This is a genomic window from Novosphingobium sp. BL-S-24 (genome assembly GCF_055521575.1).
Window position 1 is genome coordinate 523,504 of sequence record NZ_CM145487.1, and the last position, 14,660, is coordinate 538,163.

Genomic DNA, 14,660 nt, shown 5'->3' on the forward strand with positions numbered 1-14,660 from the left:
GGCTCAGGCGGCCCAGCTCAAATCCCCGTAGCGGACCAGATGGGTATCGGCATTACCGAACAACCCGGCGATCACGAACAGGCGACGGTAATAATGACCGATCGCATATTCCTCGGTCATGCCGATGCCGCCATGCAGCTGGATCGACTGGCGGCCGACGAACAGGCCGGCGTCGCCCACCATAACCTTGGACGCGGAGACACCGCGACGGCGCTCGTCCGCATCGTCGCTGGTCAACGCAGCGAGGCCCTGGAAGACCATCGACCGGGCCAGTTCCAGCTCGATGAGCATGTCCGCCATGCGATGCTGAAGCGCCTGAAAATTGCCGATAGCCTGGCCGAACTGCTGACGGGTCTTCAGATAGTCGCGCGTCATGAACAACGCCGTATCCATCGCGCCCACCGCCTCGGCGCAGATGGCGACTGTCGCATGGTCGAGGCCCGCCTCGATCGCAGGCAGGGCGCCACCCTCGGGGCCGATCAGCGTACCGGTTACCCCGTCCAGCGTCAGATCGGACACGCGGCTGTTGTCGAGCAGCCGATAGATGTTGGCAGACAGGCCCGCCGCGCCGGAATCGACCAGGAACAGCGAGATATCCGCCTCGTCCGAGCCGGTGCGTGCGGAAACGATCAGCGTGTCGGCCGATGGCGCTCCCAGCACCAGCGATTTGGCGCCAGTGAGACGCCAGTCGTCGCCTGCGCGCGTAGCCGTGGTCGCGACGACACGCGCATTGCCGCGCGCGTCCGCTTCGCCATGGGCCAGGACCGCCTTGCGCGAACCCGCCACGATTCCTTCGACTAACGTCTCGCTACCCTCGAAAGCACCGAGTACCGCTAGGGTCTGGAGGGTCAGCACCGCATTGGCGATGAACGGCTCGACGACAAGGCCCTTGCCCAGTCCTTCCGCGATCAGCGCGTTTTCGACCGCGCCGCCGCCGAAACCGCCGGCATCTTCCGCAAGACCTGCGCCGAACCAACCCAGTTCGGCCATCGCATTCCATATGTCCGCGCTGATGCCGTCGGCGCTGTCCATGATCGCGCGACGCTTATCGAAGCCATAGTCCCGCTCGATAAAGCGACGGACGCTGTCGGAAAGGGCTTCCTGTTCGGTGGTAAGATTGAAGTCCATCTGGCTTGTCTGCCCCTTCAGAGTCCGAGAATTGCCTTGGCGATAATATTGCGCTGGATCTCGTTGCTGCCGCCGTAGATCGTGGTGGTGCGTCGGTACATGCACTTGTGGGTGATGCCATGGCCGTCATCGATGATGTCAGGGGCCAGTCCATCATTCTTGATATGATCATGGTTGTCGGGGTCGTGAACGACCGCCAGGCCATGATCGCCCAGCGCCTCAGCTGCCAATTCGGCGGTGCGCTGGCGTAGTTCCGCACCGCGGATCTTGAGCACGGAGGCGACCGAATCAAGGCGGGCGTCACCATGTTCGGCATAGAGTACGCGCATCACCGACCATTTAAGCGCAGTGAGGTCGATAGACAGCCGCGCAAGCTTCCCACGAAACAGTGGGTCTTCGATTACCGGGCGACCGTTCTTCGTCGCCTGGCGCGCGATCCGCTCCAACTGAATCATGTCGCGCTCGGAATGCGGCACCTCGGCGGACATGGTCCGCTCGTTGGTCAGCAGGAATTTGGCGTAGGTCCATCCCCTGCCCGGCTCGCCAATCAGGTTGTTCGCAGGAACGCGCACATCGTCGAAGAAGAACTGATTGACGGTCAGCCCTTCATCGATCGTGTAGATCGGACGCCGCTCAACGCCGGGCGATTTCAGGTCGATCATGAGGAACGAGATGCCCCGCTGGGGCTTGGCTTCCTGATCGGTGCGGACCAGCGTGAACATCATGTCGGCATGCTGGGCGTCGGACGTCCACATTTTCGTGCCGTTGACGACATATTCGTCGGTCGCCGCGTCATAGTCTGCGCGAGTCTTGAGCGATACGAGGTCGGAACCAGCGCCGGGTTCGGAGAAACCCTGACCCCACCATACGTCGCCGGACAGGATACCCGGCAGGAAACGCGCCTTCTGGTCCTCGTCGCCGAAGCTGTAGATGACCGGCCCTACCAGTTCGAGCGCGCCGCGATCCAGCACGGGGGCGCCCGCCGCGCGCAGCTCTTCATGGAAGATGAAATTCTGCACTTGGCTCCAGCCGGGGCCGCCATATTCCTTGGGCCAGTGCGGCGCGGACCAACCCTTGGCATGCAGTATTTTCATCCATTCGCGCACGCCGTCCCGATCGATATGATAATCGCGCCACGCCCGCTTCCTGACATCTTCGGGCAGATTCTCGCGAATCCACGTGCGCACTTCATCGCGGAACCGCTGCAATTCCGGATCGGGTTGGAAATCCATTCGGCACTTTCCTCGGTTTAGGTCTGGATTGCGCATCTATCCGCCAACGCAGCGCCATGCCAGCCCGGCGCTGGACACATCACATAAGGGATTGAGTCGCAGGAACGGTCACGCCGCAGACTGCAATCCCTTGGCGGCGCACCATGTCGCAGGCAGCCCTTTTGTACTGATGCGGTAGAGCAGCCGCCGCTTTCCTTCCGCCCTAGAATATTCGATCGGTGTGGCGCTGTGCATCGTCTGGAAATTGTCCCACAGCAGGATTTCGCCTGGCTGGATCTTGTAACGCGTCACGAAATCCGGCCCGGTGATGTGTTCGCGCATCGACCGCAACAGCGCGATACCCTCCGCCTCGTCCATCCCCTTGATCGCATAAGCGGAGCCGGATGGGGCCAGCGCCCGCGCGCCTGTGGCCGGATGTTGCGCCACCAGCGGGCGGGCGTGAACGCCCATTTCAGGATGCTCCTCATGCTTTGCGACGAAGGTTTCACCTGGCAGGCGCGGCGCGCCGCTCAGCTTGTGGATCGCGGTGAGACCATCGAGCCGCGCACGCTCCGCCACGGGCAATGCGGCATAGGCCATACGGGTGCTCGCGAGCAGCGTCTCGCCGCCCGCCATCGGCGTCTCTACCCCAAGCAGCATTGTTACCAGCGCGGGCACCGCGTCGAAGGTGCTATCGCTGTGCCAATGTTGCGCGCCGTTGCGCTTTGCGGCGGGCAGGTCGGGGTCGTTATCGACATGGATCAGGTCGGGGTAGTCGCTCTTGAGCGTCTGTTGTGCGAAAAAGGCGATCGGCTCGCCCCATCGGCGACCGAAATCGACATAGGGTGCTTTGTCCAGCGCCTGCCCGCGCACGACCAATATCTGATGCTCGAACAGCAGATCCATCAGCGCAACGATTTCCGCGTCATTGAGCCGTGCAATATCCAGCCCGTCCACGGCAGCACCAAACGGACCTTCTAGCGGTGCAATTTTCATCGCTCACTCTCCTTGCCGCATTGTGATCCTGCGCGCCGCCGCGCGCAATCATGACCGTCATCACGTAGATGATTGGCGGCGACCTCGATTGCGCATCAGGCCGTTAATCGCCATTCCAACCGCGTTTCGACGCGTAAGGATTGCAGCAAGTCATGCGGATATTCGCTTCCACGCCCTTTTATCTCCAGGGGGTCGATGCCATGGCAAAAGTGGGGGAGGTCGCGACGCGGATCAGCACCGCTCCCGCCATCGTCATCGACGCGCTGGTGCGGCCTCTGGTCGGCACGGCGCTGGAATCCGGCTTTGCAGGCCCAGTGCCGGTCGAGGAATTTTCAGGCGAGGTGACGGACCCCAATGTCGGCGCGATCGCGGAGCGTCTGTCTGACGCACGCGTGATCGTGGCGGTCGGCGGCGGCAAGGCACTGGATGCGGGCAAGGCGGTTGCGCTCAAGCTAGGCGTGCCGGTGATTTCGGTTCCCACCATTGCATCGACCGACGGCCCCGCAAGCCGGGGCATCGCCATGTATGACGACGCTCATCGCCTGATCCGGGTCGACCAAATGCCGGCCAATCCTGCGGCAGTGATCGTGGATACCGCCGTCATCGCCGGAGCGCCGGCCCGATTTCTGCGCGCGGGAATCGGCGACGCGATAGCCAAGAAGTTTGAGGGGGAAGGATGCTGGGCCGGCGGGGGGCGGACCAAGCACGGGACGCGCCCAACCCATTCTGCCCGCGCTATCGCGGACGCGGCCTATCGCATGCTGCGCGCCCATGCGGTCGCCGGAATCGCAGCGGCTGAACGACATGAGGTGACCGAGGATCTGGAAGCGACGATCGAGGCGTCGGTGCTGCTGAGCGCTATGGGTTTTGAAAATGGCGGCCTTTCCATCGCGCATTCGACAACGCGCGGCCTGATGACCCTGCGCACGGCGGAAGACCGACTGCATGGCGAGCATGTCGCCTATGGTACGATGGTCCAACTGGCCGTAGACGGCCACCCGCAAGAGGCGCTGGTCGATCTCGCGGGCTTCCTGCGCGATGTCGGCCTGCCCGCCGCACTTGGCGATCTGGGCGTGGCCGATGTGACCGACGAGGAGTTTGAGACCATCGCCACCGCCATTATGAACAGCCCGCATATCGGCAATGTCGCCACTCCGCTGACCCAGGCGGATGTCGTCGCTGCGCTGCGTACAGTAGAAACGCTGACGCGGGCCTAAAGCTAGATATTGATCGGCCGCGCACGCCAGCGCGGCGGCCCTAACGCAGGAGAATGGATATGGACCTTGGTATAAAAGGCAAGATCGCGGTCGTGACGGGGGCGAGCAACGGCATCGGGCGCGCCACCGCCCGCCTGCTGGCCCAAGAAGGCGGGCATGTCGTGATGATGGCCCGCCGCCCCGATGTGCTGGAGCAGGCCCGCGCCGATATCGCTACAGCCGGATCGGTCGAGGCTATCGCGATCGACGTGTGCGACAGCGCAGCCTACACCGCCGCGCTTGAGGATATCGCGAAGCGCCATGGGGCCATCCACATCCTGGTCAACAACGCCGGCGCGGGGCAGTTCGGCCCGATCGAGATGATGACTGATGAAGCGTTCGTCGATGCCTATAGGCTGAACGTCTTCGCGCCGCTCGCCTCGATGCGGACGCTGTTCCCGATCATGGAGCGACAGGGCGGTGGCACCATCGTCAACGTCACCTCGATCATGGGCGCGCGCGCGCAGGCGATGTCGAGCAGCTATGCTTCGTCCAAGGCGGCGCTCAACCACCTAAATGCTGTCGCTGCGGTCGAGGGCGCGCCAAAGGGCATCCGCGTCAACACGCTCCAGGTCGGGTCGATCGCGACCGAAGGCACCGAGTCGTATCGCGCGATGTATCCCGATCAGGCGGCCAAGGTCACGAACGCGATTCCGCTCGGCCGGTGGGGCCAGCCAGAGGAAATCGCGGCTGGTATCGTCTTCCTGGTATCTGCCCCGGCCAGCTTCGTGGCGGGCGCGGTTCTGGCCATCGACGGCGGGCTGGGCGTGCAGTTTCCTTACTGAGTAAACGAATGCGCATACTGGCGCATATATGTGATTTGCATGCAGCATGGTTGCTTAAGGCTGGTCGTACCCTAGAGCGACTGGCTGTGGCGGGAGATGTATTTTGGCGATCGATTACGACCGGCTGATGGCCCGTGTCTTCCCCGACATTGCGTGCTCCTATGGCTGGCGGGACAGTGCGCTTTATGCGCTCGGGCTGGGGCTGGGCAGCGACCCGCTGTCGGCTGACGAATTGCGGTATGTCTATGAAAAGGACATGCAGGCCATGCCCAGCATGGCGGTAGTGCTTGGCCATCCCGGCTTCTGGATCAGCGAGCCGGAAACCGGCATCGATTTCCGCAAGGTGGTGCATGGCGAACAATCTTTGTTGATCCATGCCCCGCTCGCGCCCGAGGCTAAAATGATCGCGAAAAATTCGATCGACGAGATCATCGACAAGGGCGAGGGGCGCGGCGCGATCTTGCGCGTGCGCCGCGACCTGCACGACGCGGCGACGGGCGCGTTGCAATCGAGTCAGGTCATGTCGATGTTCTGTCGCGGGGACGGTGGCTTTGGCGGGCCAGCGACAGGCAGGCCGACAACCACCGTGACGATTCCTGATCGCGTGCCCGACCGCACGGTGACCCGTGCGACACTGCCGCAGGCTGCGCTGATCTATCGGCTAAGCGCTGACCTCAATCCGCTACATGCTGACCCCAACGTCGCGCGCGCCGCCGGTTTCGACCGTCCCATCTTCCATGGCCTCGGCACCTTTGGCGTCGCTTGCCATTCGCTGATCGCTGCGTGTGCGAATGGACATGCAGTTGGCCTCGAGGGCATGGACTGCCGCTTCACATCCCCTTTCTTCTCTGGGGAAACGCTGCGCACCGACATATGGGACGAGGACGGGGCCGTCCTGTTCCGCTGCACCGCGATCGAGCGCGACACAGTCGTGCTGGACCGTGGCCGCGCCGCATTCACCCAAGAATGATCCTTCATTCGACAGCAGGAGACGGAGCTTGACCCAAGCACCACCGACCGCAACGTATTTCAAGCATCTGGCTGAAAGCCGCTTCATGATCCAGCGTTCGCCCAGCACCGGCGAATGGGTCTTCTATCCCCGCATGGTCGCTCCCGTAAGCGGCGTGACAGACCTGGAATGGATGGAGCCGAGCGGCCTTGGCACCGTCTATGCTACCACCGTTAAGCGCGTGAAACCGCCAGCCCCCAACATCAGCATCACCATTGTCGAACTGGATGAAGGGCCGCGCCTGATGACCCATGTGCAGGGGATAGAAGCCGATCAGGTGAAGATCGGCATGCGCGTGCGCGTAAAGATTGTTGATGGACTTGATGACAACAAGATTGTCATATTCGAACCAGAGACTGCAGCATGAGCGCTTCTCATCTTCGCGGCAAGGCCGCCTTTGTCGGTGCGGCCACCTTCGGCTGCGGCGAGGCTCCCGGCTACACCGCGATGGAACTGGCGGCCGAGGCCGGCCGTCTTGCGGTCGAGGATGCGGGCCTGAAGCTTTCGGATATCGATGGGCTGTTCATTTGTTTGCCCAACGACTTTCTATCGGGCCTCACGATCGCCGAATATTACGGCATCCGCCCTAAGATGACGAACAACAGTCGCACCGGCGGTTCGGCGTTCCTGACTCATGCCGAATGGGCAATGCTGGCCCTGGACGCTGGGCTGATCGACTATGCGCTGATCTGCTATGGCTCCAACCAGCGCACCGGCGCTGGCAAGTTGGTGAGCGCACAGGCCCCCTCCCCTTTCGAATTTCCTTACAGGCCCAATAATCCGGTTGCCTCCTATGCGCTAGCCGCGTCACGACACATGCACGAATATGGCACCACGTCGGAGCAACTCGCCTCGGTCGCTGTCGCTGCGCGGCAATGGGCCAATCTCAACCCCGAAGCCTTCAAGCAGGGGCCCCTGGCAATCGAAGACGTGCTCGCGACCCGGCTGGTCGCCGACCCGTTGCACGTTGCCGACTGCTGCCTGGTGACAGACGGCGCCGCGGCGGTCGTGCTGACTCGCTCCGACCGCGCGAAAGATGGCAGGAAAACGCCAATTCCACTGCTGGGTGCGGCGTCAGCGACTTGGCATACGGAAATCGCGCAGCTGTCCAACCTTACTGTTACAGCAGCCAAGGAATCGGGGGAACGCGCCTTTGCGCAGGCGGGTCTGACCCCAGCGGACATCGACGTCGTCAACCTGTATGACGCCTTTACCATCAACACGATCCTTTTTCTGGAAGATCTGGGCTTCTGTCCCAAGGGAGAGGGCGGCCAATTCGTCGCCAGTGGCGCAATCGCGCCGGGTGGCAGCGTGCCGGTCAACACCAATGGTGGTGGCCTTTCGTTTTGCCATCCGGGCATGTATGGCCTTTTCACCCTGGTTGAATCAATCCGCCAGCTGCGTGGAGAAGCCCGAGACCGGCAGATCGCGGGCGCGAAGCTGGCCTTGGCCCATGGCAATGGCGGCACGCTGTCGAGCCAGGCGACCTGCATTCTCGGTCTGCCCGAGACGGTCTGAGCGTAGGGAGAGACAGGTGCCTATCACACTGCATATCGCCGGAAGTGTCGCCATGGTCACGCTAGACCGTCCCGAAAAGAAGAATGCGCTCGATCGGGCGATGCGGGTCGAACTGCCGCGCGTTTTCGAACGCATCCAGGATGACGTATCGATCCGAGCGGTCGTGTTGGCTGGCGGCGGCATGGATTTCTGCGCCGGTGCCGATGTCGGCGAGATGGGCGGCGGCGGGATCGCCGATGGTATGGCGCGAGTGGAAATACTTCACCGCATGATGCGTGGAATCATCCATACCGATATCCCGATCATCGCGGCGGTACGGGGTGTTTGCGTTGGGGTCGGCTGGTCGATGGCGCTGGCCTGCGACTATATCGTGGCCGCGCCCGACGCCCGGTTCCAGTTCGCCTTCCGCCATATCGGTCTGGCACCGGACGGCGGCGCGATTCACCTGTTGTCCCGTAACCTGGGACCGGTCCGTGCCAAAGCGCTGGTGTATTCGGGGCGCTTTGTCTCGGGCGAGGAAGCCACCACACTGGGACTGGTGAGCGAAGTCGTGCCTGCCTCCGATGTGGTGGTGCGGGCGCAGGCGCTGGCCACGGACTGGTCGAACGCCGCCACCCTCTCGCTCAAAATGTCAAAGCGGCAGTTTGCAGCCGCCGAGACGCAGAGTTATGAGGAGGCGCTGGCAGCCGAAATGGTGATGCAGCCGCTGATGATCCGGTCGGAAGATTTTCGCGAAGGCACCACCGCCTTCAAGGAAAAACGTAAGCCGCAGTTCAGGGGACAATGATGGCAGAGGTTCAGCCAGACATCGAATATCAGGCGCACCTGGCCGAGGGGCGCTTCATGATCCAGCGCGGAACGGCCAGCGGCGCGCACCATTTCTATCCCCGCGCGATCGAGCCGGGCACCGGCGGCGCTCTCGAATGGGTCGCCGCGTCCGGCAAGGGCACCGTCCATTCGATTACCGTGGTCAACCGCAAGCCCCCACTCGAACCGTATAATGTGGTGCTGGTGGACCTCGCCGAAGGACCACGTATGATGAGCCGGATCGACGGTATCGATCCCGCCGCCATCCACATCGGCATGGCCGTGACCGCCCGCATTGTCGAGGAGGATGAGCGTCATTTCGTCGTCTTCGTTCCCGCCGAGGAGGCATGATGAGCACTTCCCCTTTCCCGCGCGGCAAGGTGGCCGTCGTCGGTGCCGCGACCTTCGGCCAGGGCCGGGCGCCCGGCTTCCAGTCCGCCGACCTCGCCGCCATCGCGGCGCGCGATGCGCTGGCGCAGGCGGGACTGACGCCTGCCGATGTCGACGGCCTGTTCTTCTGCCACCCGACCGACACATTCGGCGGTTTAAGCTTCGCGCAATATCTGGGCATACATCCCAAGATCACGGACAATAATCGGGTCGGCGGATCCGCATTCCAGGCCTATATTGAACAGGCCGCCTTCCTGCTCGACGCAGGGATGATCGACGTCGCGCTGATCGCTTTCGGAAACAATCAGGCGACCGCGACCGGCAAGCTCTCGACCACTATTTTCCCGATGACCTACGAGGCGCCCTACAAGCCGATCAACCCGGTCAGCTCCTATGCGCTCGCTGCCGCCCGGCACATGCACCAATTTGGCACTACGCAGGAGCAACTGGGCGCAGTGGCGCTCGCTGCGCGCGGCTGGGCGCAACTCAATCCCGAAGCGTTCAAGCGCGATCCGCTCGACATGGAAACCTATATGGCGTCGCGCACGGTGAGCTCGCCGCTCAAGGTGCTGGACTGCTGCCTCGTCACTGACGGCGCGGCAGCGATCGTGCTGACCCGCGCCGACCGGGCGCGCGATCTGGTGGCTAAGCCCATCGCCGTGCTGGGCGCGGCGTCGGCTACCACGCACCGCGAGATCGCCTGGATGAAGAATCTCACCGTCACTGGCGCAAAAGACAGCGGCGCGCGCGCCTACGCTGCCGCCGGCGTCACTGCCAAGGATATCGACGTCGTGCAGGTCTATGACGCTTTCACGATCAACACGATCCTATTTCTAGAAGATCTCGGCTTCTGTCCCAAGGGCGAGGGTGGCCGTTTTGTGGAAGACGGCAGGATAGCGCCAGGCGGCAGCCTTCCGGTCAATACTAATGGTGGCGGCCTGTCCTGTTGCCACCCGGGCATGTACGGGATGTTCACGCTGGTGGAAGCGATCCGTCAGCTGCGCGGCGAATGCGGCGAACGGCAGGCAGCAGATCCGCATCTGGCGCTTGCACATGGCAATGGCGGCGTCCTCTCCAGCCAAGCCACCGTCATCCTGGGCACGCCCGACACGGTTTGAAAAGAATAACAACAACCTCGGGGCCGGACGCCCCGAACGAAAAGCGCTGAAAGGTAAGATTCATGAGCAATTCCTACGACCATCAGGGCCGCCCTATCGATTTCTCGAAATATCCTGAATCGGTAAAACTGGACCTGACAGACAACGTCTTGACAATCACGCTTAACAATCCCGATTTCCGCAACGCCATCCGTCCTGACATGGACGAGGCGCTGACGCGCATTTTCTGGGACGCGGACGCCGATCCCGAGGTTCGGGTGATCGTACTCGCGGGTGCAGGCAAGTCCTTCTGCGCCGGCGGCGACATCGCCGCAATGCAGGAAGGTGTCGACAACATCAATAATTTCGTAGTCGGCATCAAGAACGGCAAGCGGTTCATGCAGGCGATGATCGATTGCGACAAGCCGATCATCGCGCGCGTTCATGGCGACGCCGTCGGCCTGGGTGCGACGCTCGCGCTCTTCTCCGACATTTGCGTGGCATCGGAAAATGCGCGCTTCGCCGATCCGCACGTCAAGGTTGGCCTTGTCGCGGGCGACGGCGGCGCGATCATCTGGCCCAAGAATGCCGGTTATGCAGCAGCCAAATATTTCCTGCTGACCGGCGATCTTGTCGGCGCACGCGAAGCGCAGGCCATGGGCCTGATTGCTAAGGTCACGACCGAGGCGGATCTGGATACAGAGGTCAACCGTATCGTAGACAAGCTGAACAATGGTTCGCTGCCCTCGATCACCTATACCAAGCATGTACTGAACATCGGTATACGGCAGTTGTTCGCCTCGTCGGTCGATGCTGGCTTCGCGCTGGAAACCCTGACCAGCCGCCTCCCCGACCACCGCGAAGCGACGACCGCTTTCGTCGAGAAGCGCAAACCCAACTTCCGGGGCTAAGGCAAATGGCCAGCGAAAACGGTACCCGCGTCGCGCTCGTTTCGGGCGCGGCGCAAGGGATCGGCCGGGCGATCGTCCTGCGTCTGGCGCAGGACGGTTGCGATGTTGCACTCCTCGACATCGACGGTGACGGCATCGACGCCGTCGCCGCCGAAGTCGAGGCGCTTGGGCGGCGCGCCGTGGCGTTGAAGACCGACATGCTGGATCGCGCGGCGATCAAGTCATCCTTCGCCAAAGCGACGGAAACGCTCGGGCCGATCGAGATATTGGTGAATAATGTCGGTCAGAGCGCGCGGGAAAATGCCGCGCCCTTCTGGGAAGCCAGCCCCGATCTGGCCGATTTCCTAGTCAACATATGCCTGCGCACGGCGATGGACGCAGCCCGTGAAGCCGTGCCGGGCATGCGTGAGCGCCGTTATGGCCGCATCGTTAATATCGCATCCGACTCTGCCTATATCGGCAGCAAGTCGGCCGCGTCCTATGCTGCCGCCAAGGCAGGCGTAATCGGCTTCACACGATCACTCTCCCGCGAGCTTGCAGAATATGGCGTCACGGTGAACGCGATCGCGCCGGGGTATATCCGCACCCGCGCGACCGATCTTTTGCCCGCCGCCTTCGTGGAAAAGGCAATCAGTGAAACGCCGGTTGGCTTCCTGGGCAAGCCGGAGGACATCGCGCATGCCGTGTCCTTCTTCGCCAGTGAAGGCGCCAGCTATGTCACTGGCCAGAGCCTGATCGTGAACGGCGGTCGTTGGATGAACTGATAGGCGATCCGGCGGCGGGGCACTATCCGGATGCCATCCGCCGCCGACCGGCCTCTTCAACAGCAATCGTGCAAATACCAATGATTGCCGTGCAAGACCAAACTCGCTTCCGATGCTGGCGCGGGCGCGAAGCGCCGTCCAGTCATCGGTTAGCGGCAGTCCAGGTGCCTGGGCCTGGCTTTTTTCAGGCAGCGACTGTCGAAGGTCGGCCCGACGCTGGCCGCCGCATAATCAGCAACACGAAACCGGCGATGATCAGGCCGCTCAGCAGGATATAGACATATCCCGTTCCGAACCGCGCGCCGACGTAGCTGGCGATCACCGGAAACAAGATCTGCGGTAGATAGAGAGCGAAGCTGACCATGCCGGTCGCCGCCGCATCCGTACCGCCCGCCGACGCGACCGCGTCGATCGCCGACGCATAGATGGAGGCGGTGAAAAGCGACAGACCAAGGCCGATGATGACATAGCCCAGAATGACCAGCGGCAGCGCCTGTCCAGTCGCGACCACCACGCATCCCGCCGCAATGCCACCCATACCCAGCAGCATCATGGTGCGTGTGCCGAAGAATTTGTGGATAAAGCCGTACGTGCCGGATCCGATGAGCGAACAAATCGACACGAAACCGAGCGCGGTGCCAACCTGCGCCGGATCGGTCAGGCCGATCGCCGCAAGCCGGAACGGTGCATAGATGGTGCTCGATACCATCGCCCAGCCGACGATCGCGGCATTGATCAGTAACGGCACGGGCACAATCACCCGCTTCGCCTGGGCCGCAACGCCCGCATGTGCCCCGGCCACGATCGGTCCGCCTTTGCGACGTGGCAAACCCAGCGCGAGCAGCCCCACGGGCAGCATGATCAGATGCACTGCGAAGGCATAGCGCCAACTCTCTTTCGCGAGCACGCCGACCATGGGCAGCGCCAAGATACAGATTGCCCCGCCGAAGAAGCTAGTCAGGCCGAACAGGATATGCCGCTGACTTTCGGGCAAGCGAGCGATGCCGGACATACCGGCGGTGAAGCCGCCCGCCACGGCGCAGCCGAGCAGGACGCGAAACAGCAACATTTGCCATAGTTCCGTACAGAAGGCGGGGCCAATGCCGCCGATCGTGAACAATAGCAGGGAGAGCATGTACGTGCTGCGCACGCCTAGTCGCGCGACCATCCGCCCAGCCAGCGGCGACATGATCGCAAAGACCGGCGCGACAATGCCGCCCAGCAACTGTATCAGCAGGCCGACGTTCGACGTGTCGGCAAAATCGCGTTGCAGCACCGGCAGCGCTGCGCCCATGACGAACAGACCGATGGCGATAAACGTCCCGGCAAAGGCCAATGCCCCCTTTCCCAGCAGGCCGAGTTCGGCCCAATCCCTATCTTCGGCGTCCGCCATTTTTCGTCCTCTTACCATTTTTCATCTGCCGCAGCAGGTTCGCCTCGAATGGACGTCAGGACAACAAAGATGTCGCTTTGCACGAACGAATCAGACTCATGCTATCTGCAACAGCGGACAAGCATATCGTTTGCGGAGGTTTTCGCACCGGTTAGCGTCGCGCGACATAGATGAATGGAGAACAGGCATGGCAACACCCGCCACGGCGAGCGACATCGAACAGTTAATGCGACGCATCGATCGACTGGAGTCGCTAGAACAGATCAGGCAGCTGCCCGCCAAATATGCGCTGTCGGTCGATATGCGCAATTTTGACGCGGTGGCAAATCTGTTCGTGGAGGATGTTACCGTCTCCCGCTCCAAATCAGGTCGGGCGGCGATGAAGAGATGGTATGCAGGGGCGCTGCGCGGCCACGTTATCGGTTCTGCTCATGGCGTTGCGGGGCACATCATCGATTTCGAGGAAGATGAAGATCTGGCCACAGGCCTCGTCTATTCGCGCAACGACCTGGAAACCGCCGACCAATGGATGATCGAGATGATGGCCTATCTCGACCGCTACGAGCGGCGTGACGGCATTTGGTATTTCCAGCGCCGCACACCGCTCTTCTGGTATCAATGCGACATAACCGATCCTCCGATCGGCGGGGGTGAAAGCAAGATCCGCTGGAAGGACCAGGAATGGACCGCCGGTGCCTTTCATGACGCCTTTCCGACTTGGGCGGAATTCTGGGCCGACGTGGATGTGGGTGAAAGGCCGGTGAAGCCGCCCGCTCCCCTTTATCGCTTCCTAGAGACGTTTCGCGACGGAAAGGGCGCGCCCACGGTTAATGCGGACACCAGCAAGCAATAATATTCAGCCGGCCGCGAGCAACATCCAGTCGTCGGGGGTATCCACATCGAAGCCCAGCCCGGGCCGCTTGACGATTGCAGCACCCTGGCCTGCCGCCGCGCGGTGGCGCGCACAGCTGTCTGTACCGAAAGCGAAGGCGAAGGGACGGCCGTCGGCAACGGCCAGCGCATTGGTGCCCGAACCGTGGCGATCAGGCGCGATCGCAACGCCGCCGGGTGTCGCAGCGTCGATCAGGCACCGCAAATCCTCGCCTGTCACCTGCGGAAGATCGGCATGGACGATCGCCACGCGCACGCGCCCTGGACGCAGCGCCGCATAGGCCGCATCCAGTTCCGCGTTCAGGCCGCGCCCCCCGTCCGGCCGCCAGTCCACCCCCTCCATCGGCAGCGGTTCATCCGAGAGCAGCAGGACATCGCCGACCTGTCGAGCCGCGGCCAGCGTATTGAGCGCCCATCGCTCGGTCAGGTTCATGCGTCTTTGCGCGGGAAACAGGGTGGAGAGCCTCTGCTTGCGGTCGGCGGCGCGTTTCAAGGGGACGATAA

General features: G+C 62.5%; 16 protein-coding genes. 11 read left to right on the forward strand and 5 right to left on the reverse strand.

The genetic code is table 11. The features are described from left to right. Positions 1-3 precede the first annotated feature (3 nt). The 3 genes from ACZ1JM_RS02280 to ACZ1JM_RS02290 form a co-directional block, all read right to left on the reverse strand. Positions 4-1,128 carry an acyl-CoA dehydrogenase family protein gene (locus ACZ1JM_RS02280; RefSeq protein ID WP_465132474.1) on the reverse strand — a complete coding sequence of 375 codons (1,125 nt, stop codon included), beginning with the start codon at positions 1,126-1,128 and terminating at the stop codon, positions 4-6. Positions 1,129-1,145: 17 nt separating this feature from the next. Continuing rightward, a complete protein-coding gene (locus ACZ1JM_RS02285; RefSeq protein WP_465132475.1) occupies positions 1,146-2,360 on the reverse strand; it encodes an acyl-CoA dehydrogenase family protein in 1,215 nt (404 codons plus the stop codon). A gap of 108 nt (positions 2,361-2,468) precedes the next feature. Continuing rightward, on the reverse strand, positions 2,469-3,335 hold the full coding sequence (locus ACZ1JM_RS02290) for a TauD/TfdA dioxygenase family protein (RefSeq protein ID WP_465132476.1): 867 nt from the start codon (positions 3,333-3,335) through the stop codon (positions 2,469-2,471). 152 nt (positions 3,336-3,487) lie between these two features. On the opposite strand from ACZ1JM_RS02290, the gene ACZ1JM_RS02295 reads away from it, so the two are divergent. The 10 genes from ACZ1JM_RS02295 to ACZ1JM_RS02340 all read left to right on the forward strand — a co-directional run bounded on the left by ACZ1JM_RS02295 (position 3,488) and on the right by ACZ1JM_RS02340 (position 11,872). Continuing rightward, positions 3,488-4,552 (forward strand): glycerol dehydrogenase, encoded by a 1,065-nt coding sequence (locus ACZ1JM_RS02295; protein WP_465132477.1) that lies wholly within the window; start codon positions 3,488-3,490, stop codon positions 4,550-4,552. Between the two features lie 59 nt (positions 4,553-4,611). Further along, positions 4,612-5,376: an SDR family NAD(P)-dependent oxidoreductase gene (locus ACZ1JM_RS02300; protein ID WP_465132478.1), complete on the forward strand. Its 765-nt coding sequence runs from the start codon at positions 4,612-4,614 to the stop codon at positions 5,374-5,376. A gap of 103 nt (positions 5,377-5,479) precedes the next feature. Then, a complete protein-coding gene (locus ACZ1JM_RS02305) occupies positions 5,480-6,346 on the forward strand; it encodes a MaoC/PaaZ C-terminal domain-containing protein (protein ID WP_465132479.1) in 867 nt (288 codons plus the stop codon). 28 nt (positions 6,347-6,374) lie between these two features. Beyond that, entirely contained in the window at positions 6,375-6,752 is a 378-nt protein-coding gene (locus tag ACZ1JM_RS02310) for a Zn-ribbon domain-containing OB-fold protein (protein WP_465132480.1), read from the forward strand. Beyond that, on the forward strand, positions 6,749-7,903 hold the full coding sequence (locus tag ACZ1JM_RS02315; RefSeq protein ID WP_465132481.1) for a thiolase: 1,155 nt from the start codon (positions 6,749-6,751) through the stop codon (positions 7,901-7,903). Before ACZ1JM_RS02310 ends, ACZ1JM_RS02315 begins: the two co-directional genes overlap by 4 nt. 16 nt (positions 7,904-7,919) lie before the next feature. After that, a complete protein-coding gene (locus tag ACZ1JM_RS02320) occupies positions 7,920-8,690 on the forward strand; it encodes an enoyl-CoA hydratase/isomerase family protein (RefSeq protein ID WP_465132482.1) in 771 nt (256 codons plus the stop codon). Further along, positions 8,687-9,061, forward strand: a complete 375-nt coding sequence (locus ACZ1JM_RS02325) for a Zn-ribbon domain-containing OB-fold protein (protein ID WP_465132483.1) — start codon at positions 8,687-8,689, stop codon at positions 9,059-9,061. Before ACZ1JM_RS02320 ends, ACZ1JM_RS02325 begins: the two co-directional genes overlap by 4 nt. After that, on the forward strand, positions 9,058-10,218 hold the full coding sequence (locus tag ACZ1JM_RS02330; RefSeq protein ID WP_465132484.1) for an acetyl-CoA acetyltransferase: 1,161 nt from the start codon (positions 9,058-9,060) through the stop codon (positions 10,216-10,218). Before ACZ1JM_RS02325 ends, ACZ1JM_RS02330 begins: the two co-directional genes overlap by 4 nt. Before the next feature lie 62 nt (positions 10,219-10,280). Beyond that, on the forward strand, positions 10,281-11,108 hold the full coding sequence (locus ACZ1JM_RS02335; protein ID WP_465132485.1) for an enoyl-CoA hydratase/isomerase family protein: 828 nt from the start codon (positions 10,281-10,283) through the stop codon (positions 11,106-11,108). Positions 11,109-11,113: 5 nt separating this feature from the next. After that, positions 11,114-11,872 (forward strand): SDR family NAD(P)-dependent oxidoreductase, encoded by a 759-nt coding sequence (locus ACZ1JM_RS02340; protein ID WP_465132486.1) that lies wholly within the window; start codon positions 11,114-11,116, stop codon positions 11,870-11,872. A gap of 184 nt (positions 11,873-12,056) precedes the next feature. Here the strand turns inward: ACZ1JM_RS02340 and ACZ1JM_RS02345 are convergent, their stop codons facing one another. Beyond that, entirely contained in the window at positions 12,057-13,265 is a 1,209-nt protein-coding gene (locus ACZ1JM_RS02345; protein WP_465132487.1) for an MFS transporter, read from the reverse strand. Positions 13,266-13,452: 187 nt separating this feature from the next. On the opposite strand from ACZ1JM_RS02345, the gene ACZ1JM_RS02350 reads away from it, so the two are divergent. After that, positions 13,453-14,118, forward strand: coding sequence for a nuclear transport factor 2 family protein (locus ACZ1JM_RS02350; protein WP_465132488.1), 666 nt, complete (start codon positions 13,453-13,455; stop codon positions 14,116-14,118). Between the two features lie 3 nt (positions 14,119-14,121). Here ACZ1JM_RS02350 and cofC read toward each other — a convergent pair whose 3' ends face one another. Next, the gene (gene cofC, locus ACZ1JM_RS02355) at positions 14,122-14,649 is read right to left on the reverse strand and encodes a 2-phospho-L-lactate guanylyltransferase (RefSeq protein ID WP_465132489.1); all 528 of its coding nucleotides are present in this window, start codon (positions 14,647-14,649) and stop codon (positions 14,122-14,124) included. Between the last annotated feature and the right edge of the window lie 11 nt (positions 14,650-14,660).

Bases quoted from the DNA above. Each gene is read 5' to 3' on its own strand.
- ACZ1JM_RS02290 (WP_465132476.1), bottom strand. From the start codon at position 3,335: ATGAAAATTGCACCGCTAGAAGGTCCGTTTGGTGCTGCCGTGGACGGG.
- ACZ1JM_RS02295 (WP_465132477.1), top strand. From the start codon at position 3,488: ATGCGGATATTCGCTTCCACGCCCTTTTATCTCCAGGGGGTCGATGCC.
- ACZ1JM_RS02280 (WP_465132474.1), bottom strand. From the start codon at position 1,128: ATGGACTTCAATCTTACCACCGAACAGGAAGCCCTTTCCGACAGCGTC.
- ACZ1JM_RS02345 (WP_465132487.1), bottom strand. From the start codon at position 13,265: ATGGCGGACGCCGAAGATAGGGATTGGGCCGAACTCGGCCTGCTGGGA.
- ACZ1JM_RS02315 (WP_465132481.1), top strand. From the start codon at position 6,749: ATGAGCGCTTCTCATCTTCGCGGCAAGGCCGCCTTTGTCGGTGCGGCC.
- ACZ1JM_RS02285 (WP_465132475.1), bottom strand. From the start codon at position 2,360: ATGGATTTCCAACCCGATCCGGAATTGCAGCGGTTCCGCGATGAAGTG.
- ACZ1JM_RS02330 (WP_465132484.1), top strand. From the start codon at position 9,058: ATGATGAGCACTTCCCCTTTCCCGCGCGGCAAGGTGGCCGTCGTCGGT.
- ACZ1JM_RS02340 (WP_465132486.1), top strand. From the start codon at position 11,114: ATGGCCAGCGAAAACGGTACCCGCGTCGCGCTCGTTTCGGGCGCGGCG.
- ACZ1JM_RS02350 (WP_465132488.1), top strand. From the start codon at position 13,453: ATGGCAACACCCGCCACGGCGAGCGACATCGAACAGTTAATGCGACGC.
- ACZ1JM_RS02335 (WP_465132485.1), top strand. From the start codon at position 10,281: ATGAGCAATTCCTACGACCATCAGGGCCGCCCTATCGATTTCTCGAAA.
- ACZ1JM_RS02325 (WP_465132483.1), top strand. From the start codon at position 8,687: ATGATGGCAGAGGTTCAGCCAGACATCGAATATCAGGCGCACCTGGCC.
- ACZ1JM_RS02300 (WP_465132478.1), top strand. From the start codon at position 4,612: ATGGACCTTGGTATAAAAGGCAAGATCGCGGTCGTGACGGGGGCGAGC.